This is a genomic window from uncultured Methylobacterium sp. (assembly GCF_964244095.1).
GTDB lineage: Bacteria > Pseudomonadota > Alphaproteobacteria > Rhizobiales > Beijerinckiaceae > Methylobacterium.
Genome location: NZ_CAXTHR010000001.1, coordinates 48,984 through 74,518, shown reverse-complemented (window position 1 = coordinate 74,518; position 25,535 = coordinate 48,984). Strand labels below are relative to the sequence as shown.

The window sequence follows — 25,535 nt, the reverse complement described above, 5'->3', positions numbered from 1 at the left end:
CGTGCCGGGGACGGGAGCGGCTCGGGCGCGATGCCCGGGGCCGTCCGCGCAGCGCTGCTGGTAGGCACGGCTCCCGTCCTGTTCCTGCGACGCTCAGTCGTGAAGCAGCGAGGCGACCTCGTCACAGATGCGGTGAAATTCGGGGGCGGCGAACAGACCGACCGTTCGCGGCCGTGGAAAGGGTACGTCCAGTTGCGCCGCGATCCGCCCGGGTCTGGACTTCATCACCACCACCCGGTCGGCGAGAAAGACGGCCTCGTCGACACCGTGCGTGACCAGGAGCGTGGTCGTCTTGCCGCCGAGCCAGATGCGCTGCAGCTCGAGGTTCATCGTCCGTCTCAGGATCTGATCCAGGGCTCCGAAGGGTTCGTCGAGGAGCAGGACGGAGGGGTTCGTCACGATCGAGCGCGCGATGGCGACGCGCTGCCGCATACCGCCGGACAGTTCGCCGGGACGCGCATGCTCGAAACCGGCGAGACCGACGAGGTTTATGAGCGTGTTGATCTGGTCAGCGGCTTTGGCGACCGGACGTCCCAGGACCTCCAGGGGAAGGGCGATGTTCTCGCTGACGGTCCGCCAGGGAAGCAGCGCCGGGTCCTGGAACGCGATGCCGAGCTCGCCGCGCCGCCTCACGTCCGTGACCGACTCCCCGTTGACGGCGATCGCGCCCTCATCCGGGCTTTCGAGACCGGCAACGAGCCGGAGCAAGGTCGACTTGCCACAGCCGGACGGCCCGATGAGCGCGGTCAACGATCCCCGGGGGCAATCGAGGGACACGCCGTCGAGAGCTTGGAGGAAATCCCCTGCCTGCCGCTTCCGCTTGTGGAACCGTTTGCTCACATTCTCGATCGAGAGACCGCTTCCGGCCGGCTCCTCGTGTCGCCAGGCGGGTGAGACCACCCTCATCTTCGCACGCATGTCGCGACTCCGCTAAAGCAAGCCGCGGAACGTCCGCGCAAGCAGGATTCGTCGGATCTGTCGGGTGGCGGCCGACCCGGCTTTCCGGACGATCGAGGCGCGTCCGGCGAAAAGCAAGGATCGCGCCGTAGCGGGGCCGGGGCCTGGACCCCGGCATTGCGTCGGCGGGCTCGCGTATAATCTTGGCACCTTGAGTAAATCGCAGGCAAAACATCCCGGTCGGGCGCGCCGCCTCAGGGGCAGACGGGTTTCGGCAAAGCATCGACAAGTCCAATATCGAGGCTTGCCCCAACGCGTTCATCAGATACGATTCGGTCCGTCTTAACTCGAGAAAGAGAAGACGAGCTCCTCACGATCGACCGGCGAAAAGCCCGGTCTCGGTGCAGGCCTTCCGACGAGCCCGACGCCGCGCCTTCCGGTGTGTGCGAGGGTGACCCGTGCGAGGCGAGAGCTTCTCGATCAGATCGATTCCATCTGAATCCGGCGCACGGTGATCGTGCGGACCGCGCGGTTGCGTGTCCGGCCTGCACCGTCTCAACATGGGGACCCTCAGGAATGCGCAGCACCCTAACGCGGCGGCAGTTCGGTGCCGGCCTGATCGGCGGATGCGGCGCCGCGCTCGCGGCATCCGCCGGCCATCCGCTCGCGGCGGCGGCCCTCACGCCGATGACCTTCCAGGCGAACTGGTTCAACGACCCCGAATTCCTCGGCTACATGCTGGCGATCGACAAGGGTTACTACGAGGAGGCCGGCCTCAAGGTGACGTACCTGCCGGGAGGGCCGAACGTCATTCCAGAAGGCTCGCTTCTCGCCAAGAAGTCCGACATCGCCCTGACGGCCATGCTCACGACCGCCGCGGCCATCGTGCAGAAGGGCGCACCGTTGACGGTGATCGGAACGCAGTATCAGAAGAGCCCCCTCGGTCTCATCGCGATGGAATCGAGCATGATCAGGAAGCCGGCCGATCTTGCCGGCAAGACCGTCGCCGTTCCGACGCTGACGTCCGAGTTGTTCAAGACTTTCGTCAAGCTTCACAAGATCGAGAATTTGAAGACCGTACCCTATGCCTTCAACCCCGCGCCGCTCATAAACGGGGAGGTGGATGCGATGGTCGATTTCGTCACGCAGGTTCCGTTCCTCATCAAGCAGATCTCCGGCAAGTCGGCCAACCACCTCCTCTTCGACGATCACGGCCTGCCGCTGTTCATCGATCTCGTGACCGTCACCCGGGATACGCTCGCAACGAAGCGTCCGGAACTGCTGCGCTTTCTCAGGGCGAGCCGACGCGGATGGGCCGAGAACTTTGCCGACCCCGCGAAGTATCCGGCCTTGTACCACGAGACGTGGTTCAAGGGGTCCGGGTCCACCGTCGGAGCTGAGAACTTCTTCAACAGCTCGCAGCCGTCGTTGATGGACCACCCCCGCGGCCTCTACACCCTCGATGACGCGGCCATAGACGCCAACCTGGCATCGCTCAGGAGCGTCGGCATCAACGCGACGAAGGAGATGTTCGACACCAGCCTGCTCGCCGAGCTGTGATCGACGTGCAGACCTTCGGAACGGCAGGCGGCCCGCTCTCGACGAGGCGCATCCCCGGCGCGATCAGGGCGATCCTGGTCGTCCTGTGCCTGATGTCGTGCTGGGAGGCCGCCGGTCGACTTCCCGTGGACGGGGTGAGGATCGTCCCACCCCTGTCGGGCGTCCTGTCGGACTATGTCGCGAACGGCGACATCTACGGCAGCCACATTGATGCGACCGCGGCGACGTCGGCCTACGGCTTCGCCATCGGCGCGGCGGTCGCGGCCGCCGCCGCGCTGGTGTTCTGCATGGCTCCGACCGTGGAACTGGTCTTCAGAGGCGTCAACATCGCGCTGTTTGCCGTGCCCGCCATCGCGATCGGTCCGCTCCTGGTCCTGCTGCTCGACGGCCAGTGGCCGCAGATCGTCCTGTCGGCGACGATGATCTATTTCCCGGCCATGGCGGCGATGCTCGTCGGGCTGCGGGATATCGATCCGCGCCACGCGGACCTCGTCAGAGCCTACGGCGGCGGCGACCTCGCCTTGATGCGGTTCGTCAGGCTGCGCAGCGCGGTCCCGAGCGCGATGGCGGGGTTGCGGGTCGCCGCGTCCCTGTCGGTCCTCGGAGCGATCCTGGGCGAGTTCGGCTCGGGCGAACGATGGGGCCTGGGCACCTTCCTGCTGAGCTCGCTCGGCCAATCCAACGCCGATCGCCTGTGGGGCATCAGCCTCGCGGCGGCGGGGCTGGCGCTGGCCGGATACGGGCTGTTCTCGGTGCTCGGGTCCGCCCTGGTCGGGGCGACCATACCGGTGACGTTGGCGGCCGGCCGCATGCCCGAAGACATGCATGGCCGCACTCCGAGACGGACGATCGTCAGGTTTGCCCTGGCCGGCGCATCGACCCTGCTGCCGTTCCTGCTGTGGTGGGCCGTCCTGCACCTCGCCGACATCAGTCCCATCGTCGCGCCAAGACCGTTGGACGTCCTCGCCTACCTGTCGTGGGCAGACGGTGCGTCGCAGGCGCGAACGGTCCTGCTCCGGGCGCTCGGGCAGACGCTGCCGCTGGCGCTGCTGGGGTTGATCGCGGGCCTCGGCACGGCGTTCCTGCTCGCGGCTTCGTCGGTCCTGTATCCCAGGATCCTGCGGGTGGTGCTTCCGGCGGCGATGGTGCTGCAAAGCACGCCGCTCGTGGCGATCACGCCGATCGTTCTCCTCCTGCTGGGACGGAGCGTCTCGGCGTGCGTCTTCATGGCCGTCATCGTGGTCTTTTTTCCGGCCTTCGTCCTGCTGGTGCAGGGATTTGCCGTGGTTCCTCGTGCCGCCCTGGAAACGGTCGACGTCTATGGCGGCGGTTCATGGAAGAAGCTTCGGTTGATTGCGATACCGTATTCCTTTCGCTACGTCGTCGCGGCGGCCAAGCTGGTCGCGCCGCGTGCGCTCCTGGGCGTGATGATCGCCGAGTGGCTGCTCACGGGAACCGGCCTCGGCAACCTGATGGACGTTTCGCGCGGCACCCTGGACTACGGGATGGTTTGGAGTGCGGCTATCCTCAGCATCGTCGTATCGGTGGCGGCTTATCAATCCGCCGCGTTACTTGAGATCGTCGCGCGCTTCAGGGGCACCGCGTGATCCATGACGCGAACGCAGCTCATGAAGCTTGACGTCGCCCGGACGGACGTGGACGGTGCGGCGGACCGGGGCGTTTGGCTCCGGGACCCTATCGCGGTCCTCGCCGAAGGCGCGGAGCGCGGGATCGTCGTGGCCGGCGGCGTGATCAAGGAGCTGGTCGGGCGTGCGGGACCGCGGACGCAGGTCGCCGAGATCTTCGATGCGGGCCGTCACGTCGTCCTGCCCGGCCTGGTCAACGCGCACCATCACTTCTACCAGACCCTGACGCGCGCCCACCCTCAGGCCCTCGACAAGGACCTGTTTCCTTGGCTTCAGGCGCTGTATCCGATCTGGGGGCGCGCACTTGACCGCCAGTCGTTCAGGTTGGGCGTGCGCGTCGCGCTCGCGGAACTCCTGATGTCCGGCTGCACGACGACGACGGACCATCTGTTCGTGTTTCCGGCGGACATGCCGGATGCCGTCGATATCGAGATCCAGGAAGCCCGTGCCCTCGGCATGAGGATCGCCCTGACCCGCGGCGCGATCAACCTGGGCTTCGAGGACGGCGGCATCGCCGACCCGAGGCTCATGCAGGATCACGACACGGTCATGGCCGACTGCGAGCGGGTGATCGCCCTGTACCACGATCCGAGGCCGGGCTCGTTCTCCACCGTCGCCCTGGCGCCGTGCGCACCGTTCAACGTGACCAAGCGCCTGATGATCGACAGCGCCGAACTGGCCAAGCGCCACGGTTGCAGGCTTCACACGCATCTCGGCGAGAGCGCCGACGAGAACCGCTACTGCGAAGCGCATTTCGGGTGCCGTCCGATCGAGTACCTCGAGCAGACGGGCTGGCTGGGCGAGCAGACGTGGCTCGCCCACGGCATCCATTTCAGGGACGACGAGATCGCGCGGCTGGGCCGGCACCGCGTGGGCGTCTGCCATTGCCCCACGTCGAACATGGTCCTGTCCTCGGGCACGTGTCCGACGCGGGACCTGGAAGCGGCCGGCGTCGCGGTGGGACTCGGCGTCGACGGCTCGGCCTCGAACGACAGCTCGAACCTGATGGAGACGGTCAGGCACGCGACGATGCTCGGCAAGCTGCATTACGGCGCCACGCAGATCAGCCACCTGGACGCCCTGAGATGGGGGACGCGCGGCTCGGCCGAGTGCCTCGGCAGACCGGACATCGGCACGATCGCCGTCGGTCGGCAGGCCGACCTGGCCCTGTTCGGACTGGAAGACCTCCGTTTCTCGGGCTCGGGCGATCCCGTGGCGGCCCTGGTCCTATGCGGCGCCCACCGCGCGGATCGGGTCATGATCGGCGGGCGCTGGCGGGTCGTCGACGGCGAGCCGGTCGACGTCGATGTCGCAGAGCTCCGGATCCTGCACGCCGCCGCCGCCAAGGCGTTCGTTTGAACCGGTGTCACGACTGCAGTGGGACCCTTGGGTTGGACGGGATCAGGCCTCTGGTCTGACTGTCAGCCGGGTATCATACGGTTTCCGGTTGATTAGTTCGGTATGGAGCGCTGGGGCCACCCGTGGAAGAGGGTGTTTTCGCGGAGGGTGTGGGGATCGGCTTCGAGGTCTCGGCAGCGTTGCTCGATGCGCTTTTGGATATCGGCCAGGCGGTCGAAGTGGCGGTTGGCGATGGGTTCATCGACGAGTTGCCAGAGATGCTTGGCGGGCTGCAGTTCGGGCGTGTAGGGCGGCAGGTAGACCAGCCGTAGGCCCTCGGGCACGCGCAGGCCGGGCTCCGTGTGCCAGCCGGCACCGTCGAGGAGCAGGATAACGGTGCGTCGCTCTCCCGCACCGGCCTCGCGGGCAAACAGCGCCAGTAGGCCCTCGAAGAGCGGCTTGGAGACGCCGTTGCCGACGTACCAGTGGCTCCCGCCCGTAGCGGGTGACGCGAAGGCGGAGAGGCGCAGCGGGCGGCCCTCGCGCGCGCCCTGGTGCGCGATCCCGAACTGCTGCTCCTCGACGAGCCGTTCGCGTCGCTCGACGCCCTGACGCGGCTGATCATGCACGGGCTGGTGCGCGAGCTGTGGGAGCGTTACCATCCGGCGATCCTGATGGCGACCCACGACGTCTGGGAGGCCTGCCTGCTGGCCGACCGCGTCCTGGCGGACCTGGACGAGGTGGAGCGTCTGCTGCCGGCTGGCGGCACGCTCGCCGACTCGGCCATGATCGAACGGTTGCCCAACAATTACCGGTCGGCCTGCAAGGAGCACTGCGCGCTCTGGGAGCGATGCCGCGCCCATGCCCTGGCGGCCGGCCAGCCGATCGTTCTCGGCGATCTGGCCGCCGAACAACTCGCCGCGGCCGGTTCCATCACGCGGGCGCTGGATCTCTGGAACGGCCGCGGCCGGCCGCCCGAGAACGAGGCCGAGACTACGCTGATGGAAGCGCTGCGCGAGGCCGGCCAAGTACTCGATCGGATCGCCAATGGCTGACCTGCTTCACGTCGCGGCCCGCCTGCGCGCCCTTGAAAACGGCCAAGCCGTGCCGATCGTCTCCCAGCGCCAAGTGGTGATCCAGCCGCACGCCAAGATCCTCACCCTGATCTCCATGGCCGGCGAGGACACATCCGTGCATGCCGCCGCCTACGGGAGGGTCGGCGAGCCGGCCCAGGTGTTTGTCATCGTCGATCCGCGTCGCCGCGACGACCAGAACGCCCTGCTGCGCGAGCTCCTGCCGCTCTTCGAAGCCTACTACGCCCAGTGCCGGGCAGACGGGACCTTCCCGCAGATCTGGGTCTCCTCGGCCGGCGCGCTCGGACATCTCGACACCCTGGCCGACCGCCTGAGCGACGACGGCCGCGTCCGCGACGTGACCCCGGCGGACATTGGCGTGGTCTGCGCGCACGTCAGCCAGGTCAATGCCGTGCGTGAGCGCCTCGGGCCTGGCCTCTCCGACGTCTTCGTAGAGACCGCGAACCGCTTCAAGGCATCGAGCGGCCCTTCATGTTCGTGCATCATCCGCTGTCGGGACGCGCCGACGCCACGGCCTTTCACCTCGACGCCGGGCGGCTCTGCGTGATGCTCTCGCGTCACCGGATCGGCTGCTGGGTCTTCGGCCGCCAAGGCATCACCGAGCAGCTGATTCGGTTCGCACCGGCCGGCGACCGCGCCCTCGGGATCGACGAAGACTTGGAGTATCGCGGGTGGCGCGCGCACCTTGGAGGTTTTAGAACGGGAGGAGCCGTCGAAAGCGGGCGATGTTCACGAGCGCCACGAGGGACGAGGCCACGTATGTGAGGGCGGCGGCGCGCAGTACGGTGCGGGCGCCGGGCATGTCGCCCGCGTCGAGGAAGCGACCCGTCTCCAGGATGGGCAGGGCCCGGCGGAAGCTCGCATCAAGTTCGACGGGCAGCGTCAGGAAGTGGAACAGGAGGCGAACGCTGAGGAGCGCGATGCCGATACCCACCTGCAGAGCGAGAAGGACAGGCGAATGGACGAAGGCGAGCACCACGGGCGCGGTCATCATCACTAAGGCCGCGGCGAACTCGAAGCCCTGCACGACCGGAGCAAACCTCACCCGCGCCGCGAGGAGCCGGTCCCCAGCCGCGTGCTGGAGCGCGTGGGCGACCTCGTGCGCCGCGACCGCAACTGCCGTGATCGAGCGGCCGTCATGATTCCCCGGCGACAGCCGCACGACGTTCGCGACCGGATCGTAGTGGTCGGCTGGCGCGATCTCGACGAGGACGTGCTCCAGCCGCGCCAGATCGAGCAGATGGCGGGCAAGCTCGCCGCCGGTCCCGGGCAAGTCCGGCCGCTCGGTGGCGTGTTGCTGCATCGCCCGGCGCACCCACCACTGGGGGCCGAACACCAGACCGAATAGGAGAGCGGCGCCAAGCGCTATGAGGACGGGCACGAGGGATATGTAGGCACGCGGCCGTATCTGTGAAAGCGCGGCGCCTTACTTGAGATGTCCACCGTCCGACAATGGCCTGACAAGCGTCAAAGACCGGATTGGGTGGCAACCGGACCCTGGCCTTTCGCCCCGAAGCGGACGTTCCGCCTCCGACCGAGGCTGTGTGAAAAGAGCGTCTGGTGATCAGGCCGACCTGACATCGCGGAAGGTTGCCTTGAGGTTTTGCAGGACATGCGGGTCGTTGGTGGCGACCTCGTAGAAGCTGCTGTCGATGGCGCGCACGATAAACACAGGCACCGTAGCGCTCGCATCTGCGTAAGCCTGAAACTCGCCCCAGATGACCTGTTGAGTTCCGTTGGCGAGGTCTCGCAGCCGATCTCCCTTGATCCGTCTGCCGGAGGCCGCAAGCTCTTCGAGACGTCAAGCCTGTTCGCCCGTCGCATCGAAAGCCTCGTCGTATGCTGCGACACCACTCATCATCCATGAGCATTCGGTGGCCTGCGCTCCGAGCGCTGCCAGGATATGACGCAGGTCGAAATCAAGCATGCTGTCAGTCGTGTCGTATACGCGAGCGATGTGCATGGTCGATCTTCTTGTTCGAGGTTCGAGGTTCGAGGTTCGAGGTTATTATGATACTCTTTCTCCCAAGGCGGGAGGTGAAAGATGGCACGCTTTGTTCAAGGAGTAGACCGTGATCAGGTCACGTTGCTTCCTGCCTGTGTGGACGATTACGTCGCCCAGGATAACCCGACCCGCGTCGTCGATGCGTTTGTCGACGAATTGGACCTCACAGCCCTCGGCTTTGCCGGCGTGACGCCCGCCGCGACCGGCCGACCGGGCTATCATCCCGCGACGCTGTTGAAGCTCTACCTGTACGGCTACTTGAACCAGATCCCGTCGAGTCGGCGCTTGGAGCGGGAAGCCGGCCGTAATGTCGAGTTGATGTGGTTGATCGGTCGCCCTGCACCCGACTTCAAGACGATTGCGGACTTCCGGCGCGAGAACGGGGACGCGCTTCGCGCGACCTGCCGGCACTTCGTGATGTTTTGCCGGCAGGTCGGTCTCCTGACCGGAGGCGTCGTGGCCGTCGACGGCAGCCGGTTCAAGGCCGTGAACACACGCGACCGGAACTTCACCCCGGCCGCGGTCCGCAGGCGCATCGAGCAGGTCGAGACGAGCATCGTGCGCTACCTCGCGGCCCTGGACACCGCCGACCGCCAGGAGGCCGAGGTGGCGCAGCTTCGAACCCCGCGCCTCAAGGATGCTGGCCGCCCTGCGGGAACGGCTGCGCGCCTTGCGGGCCATGGAGAGGCTCGTCGAGGCCGCGCCGGACCGACAGATCTCGCTGACCGACCCCGATGCGCAGGCCATGGCGACGAACGGCAAGGGCACGGGCCTTCTATCTCACCCAACCGCGCCCGCTCCAAGGTCCGTTCGGCCGTCGAGACGGTGTTCGCCAGCCAGAAGCACCGCTTCGGCCTGTTCGTACGCACCAGCGGTCTGGCCCGAGCCCGGACCAGGATCGGGCTCGCCAACCGCGCCCACAACCTCAAGCGCTTCCTCTGGATCGAAGCCCGGCCGGTCGCGGCCTGAAAAAGGCTCAGGAAGGGCTCTCAGGCCTGCTCACGACACTTCGCCAGACCGACGACCGATCACACCAGAGCTGTCGGCATCGTCAAATCGCCGGCCGAACCACCCAACCACGCGGTTCCTCGAGGTGTCCGATCTTCTCATAAGTCCGCCGCGACAATAAATTCAGGACTCTTCAAAGCGCGAATGAACTTTGGCCTCACAGATTACCTACCGCGCATGCACCTGCCCCTGAACCAGGCGCGCGAGGTCTTCCATCTGTCCAGCGTTGCGGGCCACGCGAGGCGTCAGCATAAGGATGAGCTCGACGCGGCGCACGGCATCGGATTTTGTCTTGAACAGGTCTCCGACGACAGGGACCGTGCGCAGGAGCGGCACTCCGCCCTCCTGCTGATCCAGACGATCCTGGATGAGACCGGCGAGGAGCACGGTCCTGCCGGATTGCAGCAGGATATCAGACTCGACCGTCCGGGTCGCGATCACGGGTGTCAGGTCTCCGGCCCGTACCGATTCCGAGGGTGTGCTGACGGACTGGCTGACCTTGAGCGAGACCGAGTTGTTCGCGTGGATGCGCGGCGTCACGTCCAGGATGATGCCGGTGTCCTTGACCTCGATTTCCTGGGTGACAGTGGTGTTCCCGAGGTTGTTGGCCGATTGCGAGCGACGCGAGTAGGGGATCTGGTCGCCGATCACGAGCCTCGCCTGCTTGCCGTTGAGGACCGTCAGGTAGGGCGAGGAGATGACCTTCACCCGCGTCACGGATTGTAGGGCTCGCAGTACGGCGTCCACGCGAAGACCGTTGCCCACCCCCGCGCCGACGGCAACGACGCCCCCCGTGTCGTTGGACACTGACCCGCTGTTGCTCAGGCTGCTTCCAGTCGTCCCGTTGTTGAAGAACGTCCCGGTGCTGGTGTTCGACGTCGTTGCGATCGTCTGTGCGGTCTGCCCGATATCAGCCGAGCTTCCGGAACCGATGGTGATGCCCTGCCCCCTGAGGAACACCTGGACGCCCTGCTGGAGCCGATCGGTCAGTTCTACCTCCACCACGGTCGCCTCGATGACGACCTGGGCGGGCGGCACGTCCAGGGCACGGACGACCTCGCGAATTTTCGTGAAGACGCTGTAGGGCGAGTAGACCATGACGGTGTTGCTGGTCTTTTCGGCGACGATGCGCGTGAGATTTGGCTGTCCCGGGCCACCTCCACTGCCAGCGCTGCGGCCGGAGCCCACTGAGCTCGACCCGCTGGAGTCGGACCGATTCGCGATACCGATCGGTCCTGCCCGGAACGGCGTGCCGCCGATCTCGTCCTCGCCGTCGCCGGAGGGCGATGGACGGTTGCGGAGGAGCGGCGGCGGATCGCGCACACCCTCGGGGAGGCCGGAGCCTAGCCCACGCGAACCCGCGCCAAGGTCGCCGCCCCGCCGACCGCCGACCCCCGGCGGGAGGGCAGTGCCCGCACCGAAGATCGTCGCGAGCCTCTGGGCAAGCTCTTCCGCCACGAGGTGCTTGAGCGGGATGATCCGCAGAGTGGTCTCGTCGCGGATCTCCGCGTCCATCGCCTGCGCGAGCTGCTTTGCTCCGTTGACCATCGCCTCATCCTTGGCCGAGACCAGGATGGCCTGCTGTCCGTCGAGGGGCACGATCGTGACGGCTTCCGCACCGCGGGCGCGATAGAAGTCGCTGAGTTGGCCCGCGATCTTGTCCGGTGCGCTCTGGCGCATCGGCACGACGGCGACGTGGTCTGTCCCCAAGCCGCTCGCCGCGAGTCGCTTGAGCAGACTCTCCACCTGATCGATCTCGCTCGGCTCGGCGCGCAGGATCAGCGTGTCCGGCGTGTTCGTCGCGACGAGCTCGATGCCCTTCGGGAGAGCCTGTTTGGCGAGGTCGAGCAGCTCGCGGCTGTTACCGCGCTTCAACCGGATCACGCGACTGACGCGGTCGCTTTCCCGACCGGCTTGGCCGACGCCCTCGATCGAGTTGATGAGTTCTGGCCGTCCGACGTGATAGACGCCGTTGATGCTGCGCAGCTCGAGGCCGCTGCGCGCGAGCAGATCGCGCACGACCTGAAGGATCTGACTCTTCGGGAGCGGTTGCTCCGTGCGGAAGGTGATGGAGCCGCCAAGTTCGTCCGGAGCGATATAGTTGAGGCCGAGCGCTCCACCGAGCAGCTGCTTGAGGACAAAGTCGAGGCTGGCCTTGCGAAACTCCACCGTTATGCGTTGCTCCGGGTCGAAGCGCCCCTTGGTGGAGTTCTGAAGGGCCGCAACGTCCCCTGACACGGCGTCGGCGGTCGGCTCGTAATCGATGCGCAAGGTGCCGAGGTAGCCGGTCGCCGAACCGGGCTGAGTGCCCTTGGGCGGAGCGTTCACCCGCGAGGTATCGATGTCGATGCCGACGCGCGGGGCCTCGCCCGTCCAGAGCCGCGGCCGATCCTCGCCTCCGTAGAGGACCGAGCGCTGTTTGCGTGCCGAGAGGAAATTGCCGTCGCAATTCCGTGGCGTCACGTCTCGGGTGTTGAGGGTGATGTTGCCTCCGGCTGTCTCCGGATCGGCGCACGCGTCGCCGTCGACGCTCACACAACCTGAACTCGCCAGGAGCACGGACAGGAGACCGAGATATCGCAGTACGCGTGACATCTCAGTAACTTCCGGACTCTCGGACAGCGAATGCTCTGTCAGTTCCCACGAAGTAGGGATGTGGCGCCACTTGTGAGACGAGTCGATACAGATTTCTCATCGCAGACCAAACTCCACCCGGTCGTCGACGCGTCGTCTCGCCCGGAACCCATTATTCCGTCGCGTCTCAGGCGCGCGGCGGAGCCTATCAGGAACCGGCCAGCTTCGAAATAATGTTCAGTTGTATATTCCAATAAATGCCCGTAAAAATATTCAGTGTTGCTTTTTTATCGGCGTCTAAGGCAGTTATTTCTAATGATTTGCGTAGAATAATACCCTCCACACTTGGCGATGATTTGCCGAACTCTGGCCAATCAAAGTTCGATCTGCGGTCCGCGATGCGGGCAGGTTGTGTCTCCCACCAAGCAATCGCAGCTGCGCAGTCGTCCACCACGACCATCAGTAATACCACATCTCGATGAGCGCGAATCATCGAGCTGGGGCCCCCGCGACGGCGGGGTGGCGGTCGTCCGCCGGACCTCATGGGTGATAACCCATTGGACTTGGTATAAGCCGATAATACCGAAGAGCGAGACGGACGCTTCTCCCAGCGTCCCAATACTTTTCTGCATGTCCCAGTTCGAAAGTGTGTGTCTCATCAGCAACATCGGTCGCTGCCAAGGCGCGTGCCGGCCTTGCATCCCGATGATCCTCTCCTGTCCGAAGGCTTTGCTTCACCGCAGCCTGATCTCCTCGATCCAGCCTCGGAATACGGCTGGTGCCTCTGCGGGGTCGCGTGTGCTTCTGGCGCGAAACAGCCTGCCCTTGTTCGAGCGCAGGTGCCGCGGCGTACAGCCGAACGCGCGCCGGAATGCTGTCGTGAAGTGGGACGCGCGCGAGAAACCGAAAGTTTCGGCGAGTTCGCCGATGCTGCGCTCCTCGTCCGGGTGCAGCAGCAGGGCGCGAACCGCCTGAAGGCGACGCCGCTGAATGTAGGCGGCTATGCCTCCGTAAGCCTCGAAGCTGCGATAGAGCGTCGAGCGCGGGACGCCGAGATGATTGCTGATCTGGTCGGGCGACAAGTCTACATCCGTTAGGTTCCGATCGATGAAGCGCTGCACGACGATACGGATGCCCGGCGTGCGCCCGATGATCCTCTCCGGCGATGGGATGAGATCGATGGCAGCGGCGATCTGCGCGATCGTCGCCTTGCACAACGGGTCGGCTTCATCGATGCGTACCGCGTCGACGTGCCGGCTGAGCGCGAGCAGATAATCTGTCAGGAGGTCTGCCGTGGTACCTTCGAGGACGGTCGCTGCGACGTCGAAATCCGTGCGCACGGCGCTCTGGAGCGTTGTCCGCCCGATGAATAGCTGGATGGCATCGCAGGCGCTGACTTCGGCCTCGAACGGTCTGCTCAGATCCAGGCAAGCCAGCTGTCGCGACCCGATTGTCTCATCGCGGTGCTCCGCACGGCCGATCCGCGAGCCTCGCGGCAGTACGATGAGGCTGTAGGCATCGATCCCGTCGTCTTGGATCCGTACCGATGTGCGTGCCAGTTTGAATGCGGGGAGGCTCGATTTCAGAAGGATCAGGTCGCCGAGGAACCATGCGCTGAAGCGGCCCGCGAACGCCGTGTCTGTCGTACCGAAGGCTGGCGATAGGTTATAGTGCGGGAGTGTCCTCTGAAGTACCTGGAGGCCTGTTCCAGACTGAATATTCCGCACTTCCAAATGAATCGACGGTATGAAATCCATACTCAACCGCTCAAGACTTTGCCTTTTTGCGTCACTGTCCGACCCACATCAGGATGATGATTTCGACCTGCGCTATCCAAGGTACAATCGAGCCCATCTGTCCGATTCACGGCTGAAGTTCAGCCTTCCCGGTGGGCCGCACACCGCTCGACGACGTGATGCCGCCGGAACGCGGAGATGCCGAGGATCGAAGCTGGCCCGGGCTGTATCCGAAGGTACGGCGGAAGGCGGTCGCCAGATGCGAGGGCCGCGTGAAGCCGAAGGTCTGCGCCAATTCACCGATGCTGCGCCCCTCTCCAGGCACCATCAGGAGGGCATGAAGGGCCCGCAGACGGCGGCCCTGGATGAAGGCATCGATGCCGCCGCTGGATTTGAAGCTGCGATAGATTGTCGAGCGCGAGATCCCGAGTGCTCGCACGATGTCATCGGGACACAGATCCTCGTCGGCAAGATGCTGGTCGATGTACCGCCTCACCGTGTGCCGCATCTTGAGCACGCTTGGTTTGGCGTCCTCTGTGGGTGCCATCAGCGTCACGGCGGCGACCATCTGAGCGAGCATGCCGGCCCGTACCGCCTGCACCTCCGCCACCTGGACTCTGCCTATGTGCCGGGCGAGGGAGAGGCAGTGATCGATGAGCAGTGCGCCGCCGGCACCACCAAAGACGTGCCCGTGCAGACTGACCTCCGTGCTCACGGCATCGAGCAGGGCAGCGCGCGCAACGCTTACGACAACGCATTCGGTCGCGGTGGTCGCGAAAGCGTACGGTCGGCTCAGGTCGAGGGCGACGACTTTGCCCGGGCCGACGGAGACTTCGCTCTCGCCAGCACGTCCTTCCCAGGAGCCTTTCACCACAAACGCGAAATCGAATGCGTCGCGTTCATCGGCCCGGATGCGGGCCGGCGAACGCCGAAACTCTACGGCTGACAAACTTGCTTGCGTTACGACCATGTCGCTGAGCCGCCAGATCGCGACCCGCTCCTCAAGATCGGTCTCTATACCTTCCTGCCCCCGCACGATCTCAAGATGCGGGAACACGGCTTGCCACGCAGAGGGATTGGTCCTGGCAGCAAGGCAGCTCGCATCGAACAGGGTTACCGGCAGACTTGCCACAAGCATTCCTCGCGATCAGTAGGCAGAGGACCGGGAGCGACGACGCCACACTTGGGTCGCCAAGTCGGAGCAGGCGAAGGATTTATGCAAGCATCTGCCTTTTCCGCCTCGCCGGTCTAAATCGGCGTATTTGAAGCAAATTAGACAATTATATTATGTAACAGTCATCGTATTTCAATATAGAAAAATTCTTGCTTTATATATTTAGCATATTTGTGCATCCTATAGAGCTCGCTAATTATTTTAAAAACCTTAAGTACACATATATGTCAACGAAATAAGCGGCAAATAATGGCATAGTTTATAGATTTATTTAGATCTGGCTTCTCCATCCCAGCTTGGCCCTCAAACAAACCTGCTTCTCTGGGATATTTTACGCCAAGGATTGGCATTTACAATTAGGCGGAGGTCTGAAAATGTTGTCTGTGCGTCTCAATGCACGTTCTCAGCAAGGCCGGTCGACGGAGCACGACCTGTCGGCGTCGAAGCATAATTTTCCGCTTCCGACGCAGCGATGGCCGGTCTGCTTGGCGTTAAGGTTAGGTTCTGGATCAGCCTATCTACCGAGGCTGTGCTCTTCAGTGCGTTTAAAGTGTGAGGTTAACCCCGCGCGATGTCCGAACGGAAAAATTGGCGGGCCGCTCCACCGCCCTGAATTTATCCAAAGCTCAAGCGAGAGCAGATCTCTATAATTGGGTTCTCGATCTGGCGCTGTAACTTCGGGTGACGCGATGGGAAACCTGCGCGTTAATACTGTCGCCCGAGTCCGTTCCACCAAGTCCAGACCGGCTCTGGTGCCCTCTGGCGTGCCACCTCTGCATGGGTGCGGTGATGCTCGCGCCATGTTCGCGGAGAGGTACCGAAGCGAGCGCGAAAGTTTCGGCTGAGTAGGCTGAGGCTGCCAAAGCCGTGCGCGGCCGCCAGCCGTGTCAGTGTCCGGGCTTCCAAGGGATCGGTGAGAGCATCGCGCACGGTCAGGAGCCGTTGCTCTTGGACATAGTGCATCACGCCGCCGAGCGGCGCGAAAACCCGGTAGAGCGTCGCGCGGGACACGCGCAACGCGTCAGCAATTCGCTGCGGCGACAAACCCGGCGCGCCGAGATCAGCCAGGACGACACGCTCCGCCAGGGCGAATAGGCCGGCGTCGAGTTCGGCGCCATGCAGAACGTCGGCCGCCGGCGATCGGTCGAGGAGGCGTCTCAGGAATGCCAGCAACTCGGCTGTCAGCGCGGGGACCTCCGAGACGCTGGTGCGCGGCAGACGCCGATAGAGCGCCGTGATGCGTGCGGCGAGCAACCTGTTGCGCACTGGGTCCAGACAAATTCCAAGGGCGTCGATGTCGATACCGGCGAGCAGGCTGCGCGGAATGACGAGGCCGGTCGTGTCGGCAGACGCGATATAGCCGTCGAGCACGCGGCGGCGATTTGCCAAGGCAACTGTGCCTGCTCCGTAGGAAGCGGGTTGACCGGCGATCTCGCCGCGGTAGCCGCCCGTGCGCCAGAGTTGAAAAACGAAGTGGTCGGGCGTGGTCTCGACCAATTTCCGATCGCGCCTGACATGCTGCGCGGAGAAAACCGTCCGGTTGGCGAGGATGTCGCCGAGCCGGTAAGCCACGGTACCGCCGCCGGGAGTCGAATCGGTTTGATCGATCGGCGTGACATTGTACATAGGCGCCATGAGCCGGCGCCATGTTTCGAAGGCCTGCTCCTCGGGCTGTCCGGAAGTGCTATAATGTAGGACAGGCAAACTGGACATCATTCATCCCAGGGATATGTCAAAAATGATCTATGAATTATTTATTTTTACTGGAAAATCATGAGATGTCTGAATGTTTTTACGGCATCGGTCCCGAAAATACTTATAAACTTTCCACAGCTATTGTAATAGATATTTACTGATCGACTGCACTTCGTCGATGTCTCGCACCCGTTGACGACGTTTCGGCAGACCTATGGGATCACATTGCGTCCATTGCGCCAGCCGCGTGTGAAAATGTCACGCCCGGGCCGAGGCAACACCACCGGCTCTGTACCGAACCTGGACGAGGCGACTCCGATATCGTGCATTGTCGGGCGTTCTGCTCAGACATAGGTCTTGACCAAGCCCAGGATCAGGCGCGACCAGCCGTCGACCATGACGAACAGGAACAGCTTGAACGGGAGCGAGATTGTCAAGGGGCTCACCATCATCATGCCCATCGCCAGCAGGATGTTGGACACGATCAGATCGATGGCGATGAAGGGAAGGTAGAGCAGGAACCCGATCTCGAAGGCCTCGCGCAGCTGGCTGACGGTAAAGGCGGGCAGTACCACGGCAAGGCTGTCGGCGCTCAGGCGCTGCGACAGTTCCGGAGGCCACAAGCTGCGGGCGGCTTCAAGGAAGAACATCCGCTCGCGGTCGGCCGCATGTTTCTGTAGGAATTTCGCCAGCGGCTCCCGTCCCGCTTCATAGGCGGACTTCAGGCCTTCGACGTTAGTATAGGTATATTTGCCAGCTTCCAAGATATCGAAGGTCTGCACGATCACCGGGGTCATGATGTACCCGGACAGGATGATCGCGAGCGCGTTCAGCGCCATGTTCGGCGGAATCTGCTGAACCCCGAGGGCGTTGCGCACCAGCAGGAACACCACCGACAGCTTGATGAAGGACGTCGCCACCACCGCCAGGAAGGGCACGATGGCCGCGGCCGCCAGGACGAAGATCAGGTTCAGGGGATCGATCACGGCAAATTCACGGTGCGTGCTGCGGGAGGGCCGCCGTCAGGCGAGGGCGAGGCGCGAGATCCGCACACCGAGGCGGTCGTCGATCCGGATGAGGTCGCCCGTCCCGATCATCCGGCCGTTGGCGCGAAGCGCGACCTCGACGCCTTCCCGCGGCAGAGTCGGATCAAGCGCGACCACGCTGCCGACCTGCCACGCCTCGACTTCGGACAGGGCGACGGTGACATGACCGAGATCGAGGTCGATGCAGATGGGCACATCCGCGAGATTGCGGCGCGCGGTCGCTTCGTCGGCCATGTCGCTGGGGTCCGGGTTCATCGCAGCTTCGCTCATATGCCCGCCCGTGCGGAACGGGGATCGGGTTCGGGCCACGCCGACCGCGTGGCAGGTCCAGCCGCCTTGGGCGCGCCGGAGATCGAAGACCATGTCTCCGGACCGCAGCCGGGCCGTGTCCGCGTCGAGTCCCCCTGGGAGGACGATCACGGAGCCTGGCATCAATGCGCGCAGGGCTGAGACGGAGAGGTCGATGCGGCCGAGGGTCACGAACAGGTCGCGGGTCAGGCGCATGCCGAGCCCTGGCCAGACCGCGCGTGGCGCCAGCGGTCCGTAGGCCGGATCCCCGAAGATCCGGGCGAGCGTCGGCAGGGTCGTGCCGATGTCGACGACGGCCGACTCGTCCGCAAGACCGCTTATCACGATGCGGAACCAGCGCAGGGAGGCCGCCGACGTGAGGTCCGGCCACGGTCCCCGGCCGATGATCCCGATCGTGCCAGCCCCGTGCTCCGGCAGCAGGGCCGTCAAGGTCGTCACCACGCCCTCGCACACCGCGTCCCGCAGACCGTCCGGCAGTAGGGGGAGATCCGCGATGGACAGCTCGGTCCCCAGCAGTGCGGCAAACGGAAACTCCACCGGCACCGCGACCATCACGGACCCGACGCCGAAGCGCAGGCTCAAGCCGTGTGCCTCCGGAGTCGGAGCCTCTCCGAGCGCGACGACGGCCGAGGCCCGGTCGCGCAGCGGCAGCCGCTGACCAAGCCAACTCGTCAAGGCGTTCCAGAATGCACCCGCCTCCGGAGGCTGATGGAGGCTCGGCGGTGTCCAGAGGGCGACAGGTGCGGCGCTCACTGGGATCGGTGCCCGAGCAAGAGGCCAATCTCGGCGAGCCCGTCCCGCGAAGCGGCGTCCGGCCGGTGCGCATGGACCGCCTCCAGGATGCGGACCCTGCGGGTGGTGAAGCGGTCTTGGAGTTGGCTTGCGAGCAGGGCGGCAGCCTGAGCGAGAGTCTCAGGTCGCGCGTCGAAATTATGGGTGAGGGTGACGTCGAGGCTGACCGGCGTGAGGACGACGGTGATGGCTTCCAGACCGCCCGCGGCGTCGCCGACGATCCGGAAGGAGCCTCCGCCCTGAACCTGCGCGAGGCGATCGAGGCGGACGGCCTCCTCGATCCGCTCCGCCACGGCGACGATCCGCTGCCCGTCGGTCATGGGCAGTGCCGGCGACGCGCCAGGCGAGGGGAAAAAGGGCGCCGCGGGCTGACTCACCACCGAGGAGACCATGACGGGCGGAATGTCCGCGACCGCGAGGATGCGAGCGTCGCCGCGCTGCTCGCGCGTATCCGCTTCAGCCCCATGATCCCGGTCATGGGTTCGCTCCTCGATCAGGCGCTTGAAGGGCGCGCCTCGCTCCTGCGCCGGATCCGTCACGCCATCGCGTCCACCCTGGGCCGGGCCGCGCGACCCGCCGCGCAGGCCGCCTCCGTCACGCCGACCGAACGCGTCCCGACGCGGGTCGGCCGTGTCCTTGTCTGGATTGCGGCGCGGGTCCCGCCCGGCGTCCCGGAAGGGATCGCGGCCGGCCTCGTTCGCACTCCGGCCCTCTTGAGCCTGATGGGGGCGGCCCGCAGGACCCTGACCCGGGATACCGATCCGCGTCATGCGACCTCCCGGCGGCGGTTGCCGAACATCTCGTCGACCTCGTTCTCCTCCGCGAGCGTGGCGGCGCCGGCGGCGGCTCCGACGAGATCGTCCCGCACGAGGGTGTACTTCTGCGTCATCCGCGTGGCCCTGCTGTGGACGAGTACAGCCTCCTCCAACTCGCCCTCGAGGCGGCGCAGGACGTAGGCGGCGCGCGCCGCCGCGTCTTCGAGGCGGGCATGGCCCTGCAGGAGGGCGACCACGGCCCCGCGGGTGTCGTCGAGAGCGTCGGGATCGACGACGGTGCCGAGGATGGCTCGGTAGATCGCGTCCTCCCGCGCGGGCAGCGTCGCAGCGCTCGCGACCACGATCGCGCGGGCCTCGCCGAGGGCGGCTTCGCCCTCGGCGACCTCGCGGCGCTTGGCCTGGACGGCACGGAGCGCCTGCTCCTCCTTGAGCCGCTTGAGGCGCAGGAGGACCGTCATCTGGCCGATCATCGCGTCAGTCTCCGCAGCTTCTGGAGCATGGTCTCGAAATCATCGAACTCGTCCGTGCGCTGCTGTAGGAAGGCGTTGATCAGGCGATACTTGGCGATTGCGAGATCGGATTCCGGGTCGGATCCCTTCTTGTACTCGCCCACCTTGATCAGTAGCTCGACCTCGGCATAAGCCGCGAGCCAGGTGCTGATCCTGGCCGCCATTGCGACGTGTTCGCGCGAGGCCACGGCGTTCATCACGCGGCTCTTCGAGGCGAGCACGTCGATCGCGGGGTAGTGGTTGGCGGCCGCGAGCTTGCGCGAGAGCACGATGTGGCCGTCGAGGATCGAGCGGGTCTCGTCGGCCACGGGCTCGTTCATGTCGTCGCCCTCGACCAGCACGGTGTAGAGCGCCGTGATCGAGCCGCGGTCCGACATGCCGACACGCTCCATCAGCTTGGGCAGGTTGGCGAAGACGGAGGGCGGAAAGCCGCGCCGGGTCGGCGGCTCGCCCGCGGCCAGACCGATCTCGCGCAGCGCCCGGGCAAAGCGCGTCACGGAATCCATCAGGAACAGGACTTTCCGGCCCTGATCGCGAAAGTACTCGGCGATCGCCGTCGCGACGAAGGCGGCCTTCGCGCGCTCCATCGAGCTGCGGTCGGAGGTGGCGACCACGAGGATCGACTTCGCCAACCCCTCCGGTCCGAGGTCGTGCTCGATGAACTCGCGGACCTCGCGCCCGCGCTCGCCGATCAGCGCCAGCACGGTGACGTCGACCTCGGCACCCTTGACCAGCATCGAGAGCAGGGTCGACTTGCCGCCTCCGGCCGCCGCGAAGATGCCCATGCGCTGGCCCTCGCCGCAGGTCAGCACCCCGTCGAGCGCGCGGATGCCGAGGGGCAGGGGGGCGTCGATCACGCGGCGGCGCATCGGGTCGGGCGGGCTCTGGTAGACGGGGTAATGCGCCTCGGGTGTGAAGGGCAGCACCTTGCCGTCGATGAAGGCGCCCATCCCATCGAGCACCCGGCCAAGCAGTTGTGGCCCGACCGCCACCGATTGCACCCGGCCGGTGCGGCGCACCTCGGTACGAGGCGAGACCCCTTGCGTCTCCCCGATCGGTGAGAGCAGAGCCTCCTCGTCGAGGAAGCCGACGCACTCGGCGAAGAGGCGGGCACCGGTCGCCCGGGTCACCAGTTCCACGATCTCGCCGACCTGTACGTCCGCCACGCTCGCGTGGATGATGGTCCCCACGACCTTCCGCACCCGGCCGGTGAGGGGGTAGGGCGTGAAGGCGGCGGCCCGGCCGGCGATCTCCGGAAGGGCGCAGGACAGGCGGGCACGGATGCGCACGATGCGCTCGCGCTCGATCGCCTCGCCGTCGAGGGTCCGATCCAGGCGGCTCATGGCCCGGCCCCGCGCCCACGGGCGTCCTCGGCCACGACGCCGCGGATCAGGGTCTCATAGTCGCACAACGCCGCGTCGAGGTCGGCCTCGACCCGGCCGATGCGCGATTCGAGCACGATTTGGGGGGGGACGAGGGCCGCGTCCTCGATCACGTCGACCAGCTCGACCTCGGGGAAGTCCGCGGTGATCCGGCCGATGCAGGCCTTGAAGGCCGAGAACTGCGCCGGGGAGACGCGCAGTTCCGAGCGCCGCTCGCGCCGCATCTGCCGCAGCGCCCCGCGCACCACCGCCTCGGCGCGGGCATGATCGTCGAACTCGGCCACCAGCTTGCGCAGGCAGGCCGAGACGATCCGTCCAAGCTCGGCTTCCATGCCGCGCAGGCCCGCATCGAGCGCGGCGCTCTCATGAAGGAGACGCTCGACGGCGTCGAGCTTGGCGCGGGCCAAGCCGTCGTTGTACCCGCGCAGACTTTCCTGACGGTAGGCTTCCTGCGCGGTTTCGACGATGGCGGCGGCCCGATCCTCGGCCTCGCGCAGCAGGCCGGTCGCGGCAGCCACCGGCTCGAACGCCTCCGGCGGCAGCACGTGACTGCCGCTCGGGAGCCGGTAGCCCAACGCGTTCAGCCGATAATAGCCGTCCACCCGTCCATCCTCCGGCGCACCAACTTGACGACGTGCTCGCAGGCGCCCTCGGAGAAGGCGCCCTCCGAGGTTTTGCCGCTGGGAGGGGGTGGGGTGCGGTGCTCGAACAGCGTCCTCAGGGCCGGGGCCTGGGCGGCGACGAAGCGGGAGAGCGCGCGTAGGCCCACCCCGGTGAGCCGCGTGCGCGCGACCTCCGGATCGAGGCCGGGGGCGAGGGCCGTCGCCCCGGCCGCGCCGATGTCGAGCTCGGCGAGCTGCGGGTGCAGCAGCGGCGCTTCCTGCACCGCGACGACGAAGCCGGCCTCGCCCAGCGCGACGCGGACCCGGTCGCGGTCCGTCCGGAGCACAAGGCCGATCACGCGCCGGTGCAGGATCGCGGCTGCGAGCAGCAACGCGGCCTCCCGCACGCGGGCCAGGGGCTGGGTCGCGACGAGGGCCGAGAGGCGCAGGTGCGGGCTCGAGGCGAGCCGGGCGACGAAGGCGGCGTCGAGCGGCGCTTCGCCCAGGCGCAGGTCCCGCGACAGGGCGCGGTTGACCGGCGCCCGGAAGGCCGGGTGCGCAGCCAGGCGCGACAGGTCGGCGCCGGAGAGGGGGGGGAGGCCGATGGCCGACGGGTCGAGGTGGTCGAGGGGGCGCGCGATCACCGAGGCGAGCGCCCCGACGAGCCTCAGCGACCGCGCCTCGATGACGGCCGGGACCGGGATGACGGCCGCGCTCACGACGGTTCGACCATCGGCAGCGCCGCGAAATCCGGCGCACGCCGCCGGCGCCCGAGGCGCGACTTCAGGATGACCGTCAGGGCGGCGACGAGGCCGCCCACCAAAAGCACGATCACGATGATGCCACCGTAGACCAGCTGCCAGAAGCGGCCGGTATCCGTGTCGCGCACGCTCAGGCCCGGCAGCACCTGCACGGTCGGGCTCACGGGCACGCTGCTCGCCGTCTTGGTGACGGCGGCCTCCGCCAGGACCACGGTCACGGCGGTGTATTCCAGGCCCTCGATGGAGCTGCTGACGAGGCGCCTGATCTGCGGCACGAAGAAGTCGAGGTCGACGCCCGGCTGGTGCTTGATGAACACGGCGGCGGAGGAGGGCTTGACCGCTTGGCCGAGCTGCGGCGCATCGGGCAGCACGATGTGCACGCGGGCCGCGACGACGCCGTCGACCTGGCTCAAGGTCTGCGCCACCTCTTCGCCGAGCGCGTAGATGTAGCGTACGCGCTCCTCGAAGGGCGAGGACATGATGCCGGACTTCTGGAACACCTTGCCGATCGACTCGCGGGTGTTCTTAGGGAAGCCGCGATCGTTCAGCAGGGCGATCGAGCGCAGCATGTCGCGGTCCTCGACGCTGACCGTGAAGCCGTCCTTGCCCTTCTGAATTTTCGTCGCGCTGATGCCGTTCGACATGAGCACCGCCATCATCTGATTGGCCTCGACCTCGCTCAGGTTCGAGTAGAGGTCGCTGCTGCAGGCCGCGAGCAGCAGGCAGCCGGCCAGAGCGAGACCGCGCGCGGCCCGCCGAAGCCCGTTGCCGACCTGTCCGGGACGGTCTGCGGTCACTGGCCCTTCATCAGCGTGTCGAGGGACTGGGTCGCCTTGCCGGTGAGCTTGGAGGACACGTCCACGAGCAGGGTGTACTGCGCGACCTCCATCTGCATGGCCAGGAGGGCGTTGGTGTTGACGGCGTTGCCCTCCATCAGGGCGCCGATGCGGCTGTGGCGCCCATCGAAGGTGCCGCGCAGCCGCTGCAGGCCGCCGAGGATCGCGTCACCCTCGGTCGGGCGCGTCGCGACGCCCTCGAGATCGAGGGTGCGCCGGACGCGCTCGCGGGCGGCGGAGCCCTCCGTCGGGGCGACCGCCTCCTGCCGCGCGACCGCCTCCTGCCGCGCGACGGAATTCGGCCGATCCGCGGGCGCCGTGGCAGCATCGGCGACCGGCGTCGGCACGGCGCCGGTGCGTCCCATCGCGTCCTCGAAGGCCGTCGTGCGCGCGGCGTCGGCAACCGGGCGCAGACCCTCGTTCAGCACGGTCCCGCCCGGGGCGCCGGCCAGATCGGCCAAGCTCAACGTTGCCATGACATCAACTCCTTAGAACAATTCTGAATCACCCTGCGTACCGCGCGCGCCGTCATCGGCCGCTCCTGTCGCGCATGGCTTCGAGGAGGTCCTGCGCGGTCCGCGAAAACGGAGCGCCTGCCGAGGCGGCGACGTCGCCGAGGATCGATTGCGCCTGCTCGGCATCGCCCTGGCGGTTCAGCGCCAGCCCGAGGAACAGGCGAGCGGCATCGCTCGGCGGCAGGCGGCGCAGGATCGTCACCGCGTCGTCGACCGCGCCGCGATGAAGGCGGGCGAGCGCGATGCCGATCTGGCCCGCCTCCTGGGCCGGACGGGCGGCGATCACGCCGAGGAAGACTTCCTCCGCGGAGGCGACGAAGCCGTGCGAGAGCGCCATGAAGCCGATGTCGACGAGGAGGCGCGTGTCCTCGGCCTCCAGCAGGCTGCCGGCCTCGGAGAGCGCGTCGGCCTGCCCTTCGGACCTCCGATCGAGGTTCGGAATGCTCACCGGGGTGGCCTCACGCGATGTGCATCAGGAGGAGAAGCCGCTGTGCGAGGCGCAGATCCTCGCGGAACTCGATCCGCCGCCGGGCGATGCGCGCCGCGGTGGCGAGGTAGGATTGGGCCGCGCGCCGGTCGCCGAGCTCCAGGGCGCAGTGGCCCGCGACGCAGAGCGCGCGGGGATGGCCCGGCCCGGAGGCGCGGCTCGCGAGCGCCAGGATGCGCGCCTCCTCATACTGTTTGAGGCGCGCGGCGCAGACCGCGAGGCCCAGGAGCCCCTCCTCGCGCCCGGCCGGCGCGACGACGAGGGCCGCGAGCAGAGCCAGGGCCTCGCGCAGCCGTCCCTCCGCGACCGCGGCGGCGGCGACCGTCCAGAGCGCCCCGGCCCAGCCCCGGCCCGCAGGACCCGCCGCGATGAGATCCGCGTCGGCCTCGAGGTGGTCGGCGATGCGGCCGGCCGCGGCGTCGCGGTCCGCGGCGTCCGCGCCGGGCGCGGCGAGCAGGCGTGCGACGGCCGCGTCGGCCGGATCGCCCGAATCGGCTCGGCGCGCGGCCTCCTCGAAAGCCGCGTCGATCCAGTGCCCCACGTCCCGGCGACCCGCGACGGGAATGAGGAAGGCCGCCACGGCCCCTCCCGCGATCCCGCCTTGGGGCAGCACCAACACGTCGTGCATCCGTCTCCCGTCCTCCGCCTGCGCCCGCTGCCCCGGCGGGGCCGTCGCGTCGGCCCGATCCGCGTGTGCCTTAGGGTAGACATCCCGCACTCCCGGACCTGTGCCGAATGTGACAGGCGCCCCCCGCAATCGGCCCTAGCCTCGGGACCCGTTGTGTCCGGCCGG

General features: G+C 66.6%; 24 protein-coding genes and 2 pseudogenes. 6 read left to right on the top strand and 20 right to left on the bottom strand.

Features of this window, described 5'->3' with window-relative positions; all coding sequences use genetic code 11:
• Window positions 1–93: 93 nt before the first annotated feature.
• On the bottom strand, window positions 94–918 hold the full coding sequence (locus tag ACFE86_RS00370; RefSeq protein ID WP_375453338.1) for an ABC transporter ATP-binding protein: 825 nt from the start codon (window positions 916–918) through the stop codon (window positions 94–96).
• 555 nt (window positions 919–1,473) lie between these two features.
• On the opposite strand from ACFE86_RS00370, the gene ACFE86_RS00365 reads away from it, so the two are divergent.
• Genes ACFE86_RS00365 through ACFE86_RS00355 form a run of 3 tightly spaced genes read left to right on the top strand, consistent with a single transcriptional unit; the run spans window position 1,474 to window position 5,462 of the window.
• Window positions 1,474–2,457, top strand: coding sequence for an ABC transporter substrate-binding protein (locus tag ACFE86_RS00365; protein ID WP_375453337.1), 984 nt, complete (start codon window positions 1,474–1,476; stop codon window positions 2,455–2,457).
• Window positions 2,454–4,064, top strand: coding sequence for an ABC transporter permease (locus tag ACFE86_RS00360; RefSeq protein WP_375453336.1), 1,611 nt, complete (start codon window positions 2,454–2,456; stop codon window positions 4,062–4,064). Before ACFE86_RS00365 ends, ACFE86_RS00360 begins: the two co-directional genes overlap by 4 nt.
• 21 nt (window positions 4,065–4,085) lie before the next feature.
• On the top strand, window positions 4,086–5,462 hold the full coding sequence (locus ACFE86_RS00355; protein WP_375453335.1) for an 8-oxoguanine deaminase: 1,377 nt from the start codon (window positions 4,086–4,088) through the stop codon (window positions 5,460–5,462).
• Window positions 5,463–5,554: 92 nt separating this feature from the next.
• On the opposite strand, the gene ACFE86_RS00350 is transcribed toward ACFE86_RS00355, so the two are convergent.
• The gene (locus tag ACFE86_RS00350) at window positions 5,555–5,875 is read right to left on the bottom strand and encodes a transposase (RefSeq protein WP_375453357.1); all 321 of its coding nucleotides are present in this window, start codon (window positions 5,873–5,875) and stop codon (window positions 5,555–5,557) included.
• Between the two features lie 81 nt (window positions 5,876–5,956).
• Here ACFE86_RS00350 and ACFE86_RS00345 point away from each other — a divergent pair.
• A pseudogene (locus ACFE86_RS00345) lies at window positions 5,957–6,166 on the top strand (ATP-binding cassette domain-containing protein); the annotation flags it as partial.
• Between the two features lie 322 nt (window positions 6,167–6,488).
• A complete protein-coding gene (locus ACFE86_RS00340; RefSeq protein ID WP_375453334.1) occupies window positions 6,489–7,082 on the top strand; it encodes a hypothetical protein in 594 nt (197 codons plus the stop codon).
• Between the two features lie 147 nt (window positions 7,083–7,229).
• Here ACFE86_RS00340 and ACFE86_RS00335 read toward each other — a convergent pair whose 3' ends face one another.
• Together ACFE86_RS00335 and ACFE86_RS00330 are read right to left on the bottom strand one after the other, a co-directional pair.
• Window positions 7,230–7,916, bottom strand: coding sequence for a zinc metallopeptidase (locus ACFE86_RS00335; protein ID WP_375453333.1), 687 nt, complete (start codon window positions 7,914–7,916; stop codon window positions 7,230–7,232).
• 420 nt (window positions 7,917–8,336) lie between these two features.
• On the bottom strand, window positions 8,337–8,498 hold the full coding sequence (locus ACFE86_RS00330; RefSeq protein ID WP_375453332.1) for a hypothetical protein: 162 nt from the start codon (window positions 8,496–8,498) through the stop codon (window positions 8,337–8,339).
• An 81-nt stretch (window positions 8,499–8,579) separates the two neighbouring features.
• Here ACFE86_RS00330 and ACFE86_RS00325 point away from each other — a divergent pair.
• Window positions 8,580–9,324 (top strand): annotated as a pseudogene (locus tag ACFE86_RS00325) (transposase); the annotation flags it as partial.
• Window positions 9,325–9,716: 392 nt separating this feature from the next.
• Here ACFE86_RS00325 and ACFE86_RS00320 read toward each other — a convergent pair.
• The 16 genes from ACFE86_RS00320 to ACFE86_RS00245 all read right to left on the bottom strand — a co-directional run bounded on the left by ACFE86_RS00320 (window position 9,717) and on the right by ACFE86_RS00245 (window position 25,370).
• A complete protein-coding gene (locus ACFE86_RS00320; protein ID WP_375453331.1) occupies window positions 9,717–12,083 on the bottom strand; it encodes a secretin N-terminal domain-containing protein in 2,367 nt (788 codons plus the stop codon).
• Window positions 12,084–12,330: 247 nt separating this feature from the next.
• The gene (locus ACFE86_RS00315; protein ID WP_375453330.1) at window positions 12,331–12,582 is read right to left on the bottom strand and encodes a hypothetical protein; all 252 of its coding nucleotides are present in this window, start codon (window positions 12,580–12,582) and stop codon (window positions 12,331–12,333) included.
• A 274-nt stretch (window positions 12,583–12,856) separates the two neighbouring features.
• Entirely contained in the window at window positions 12,857–13,879 is a 1,023-nt protein-coding gene (locus tag ACFE86_RS00310; RefSeq protein ID WP_375453329.1) for an AraC family transcriptional regulator, read from the bottom strand.
• Window positions 13,880–13,985: 106 nt separating this feature from the next.
• Window positions 13,986–14,990 (bottom strand): helix-turn-helix domain-containing protein, encoded by a 1,005-nt coding sequence (locus tag ACFE86_RS00305; RefSeq protein WP_375453328.1) that lies wholly within the window; start codon window positions 14,988–14,990, stop codon window positions 13,986–13,988.
• Between the two features lie 747 nt (window positions 14,991–15,737).
• A complete protein-coding gene (locus tag ACFE86_RS00300; RefSeq protein ID WP_375453327.1) occupies window positions 15,738–16,658 on the bottom strand; it encodes a helix-turn-helix domain-containing protein in 921 nt (306 codons plus the stop codon).
• A 413-nt stretch (window positions 16,659–17,071) separates the two neighbouring features.
• Window positions 17,072–17,710, bottom strand: coding sequence for a type III secretion system export apparatus subunit SctR (sctR, locus tag ACFE86_RS00295; RefSeq protein ID WP_375453356.1), 639 nt, complete (start codon window positions 17,708–17,710; stop codon window positions 17,072–17,074).
• Between the two features lie 39 nt (window positions 17,711–17,749).
• The gene (locus tag ACFE86_RS00290) at window positions 17,750–18,664 is read right to left on the bottom strand and encodes a FliM/FliN family flagellar motor switch protein (RefSeq protein WP_375453326.1); all 915 of its coding nucleotides are present in this window, start codon (window positions 18,662–18,664) and stop codon (window positions 17,750–17,752) included.
• A 167-nt stretch (window positions 18,665–18,831) separates the two neighbouring features.
• Window positions 18,832–19,644 carry a hypothetical protein gene (locus ACFE86_RS00285; RefSeq protein ID WP_375453325.1) on the bottom strand — a complete coding sequence of 271 codons (813 nt, stop codon included), beginning with the start codon at window positions 19,642–19,644 and terminating at the stop codon, window positions 18,832–18,834.
• Entirely contained in the window at window positions 19,641–20,108 is a 468-nt protein-coding gene (locus ACFE86_RS00280) for a YscO family type III secretion system apparatus protein (RefSeq protein ID WP_375453324.1), read from the bottom strand. Before ACFE86_RS00280 ends, ACFE86_RS00285 begins: the two co-directional genes overlap by 4 nt.
• An 8-nt stretch (window positions 20,109–20,116) precedes the next feature.
• A complete protein-coding gene (gene sctN, locus ACFE86_RS00275; protein WP_375453323.1) occupies window positions 20,117–21,502 on the bottom strand; it encodes a type III secretion system ATPase SctN in 1,386 nt (461 codons plus the stop codon).
• Window positions 21,499–22,143, bottom strand: a complete 645-nt coding sequence (gene sctL, locus ACFE86_RS00270; protein ID WP_375453322.1) for a type III secretion system stator protein SctL — start codon at window positions 22,141–22,143, stop codon at window positions 21,499–21,501. The genes sctN and sctL overlap by 4 nt, the downstream gene beginning before the upstream one ends.
• Entirely contained in the window at window positions 22,122–22,862 is a 741-nt protein-coding gene (locus ACFE86_RS00265) for a hypothetical protein (protein ID WP_375453321.1), read from the bottom strand. The genes sctL and ACFE86_RS00265 overlap by 22 nt, the downstream gene beginning before the upstream one ends.
• On the bottom strand, window positions 22,859–23,701 hold the full coding sequence (gene sctJ, locus ACFE86_RS00260) for a type III secretion system inner membrane ring lipoprotein SctJ (protein ID WP_375453320.1): 843 nt from the start codon (window positions 23,699–23,701) through the stop codon (window positions 22,859–22,861). Before sctJ ends, ACFE86_RS00265 begins: the two co-directional genes overlap by 4 nt.
• The gene (sctI, locus tag ACFE86_RS00255; protein WP_375453319.1) at window positions 23,698–24,216 is read right to left on the bottom strand and encodes a type III secretion system inner rod subunit SctI; all 519 of its coding nucleotides are present in this window, start codon (window positions 24,214–24,216) and stop codon (window positions 23,698–23,700) included. Before sctI ends, sctJ begins: the two co-directional genes overlap by 4 nt.
• A gap of 52 nt (window positions 24,217–24,268) precedes the next feature.
• Window positions 24,269–24,703: a hypothetical protein gene (locus ACFE86_RS00250; RefSeq protein WP_375453318.1), complete on the bottom strand. Its 435-nt coding sequence runs from the start codon at window positions 24,701–24,703 to the stop codon at window positions 24,269–24,271.
• 10 nt (window positions 24,704–24,713) lie between these two features.
• The gene (locus ACFE86_RS00245; protein WP_375453317.1) at window positions 24,714–25,370 is read right to left on the bottom strand and encodes a hypothetical protein; all 657 of its coding nucleotides are present in this window, start codon (window positions 25,368–25,370) and stop codon (window positions 24,714–24,716) included.
• Window positions 25,371–25,535 lie beyond the last annotated feature (165 nt).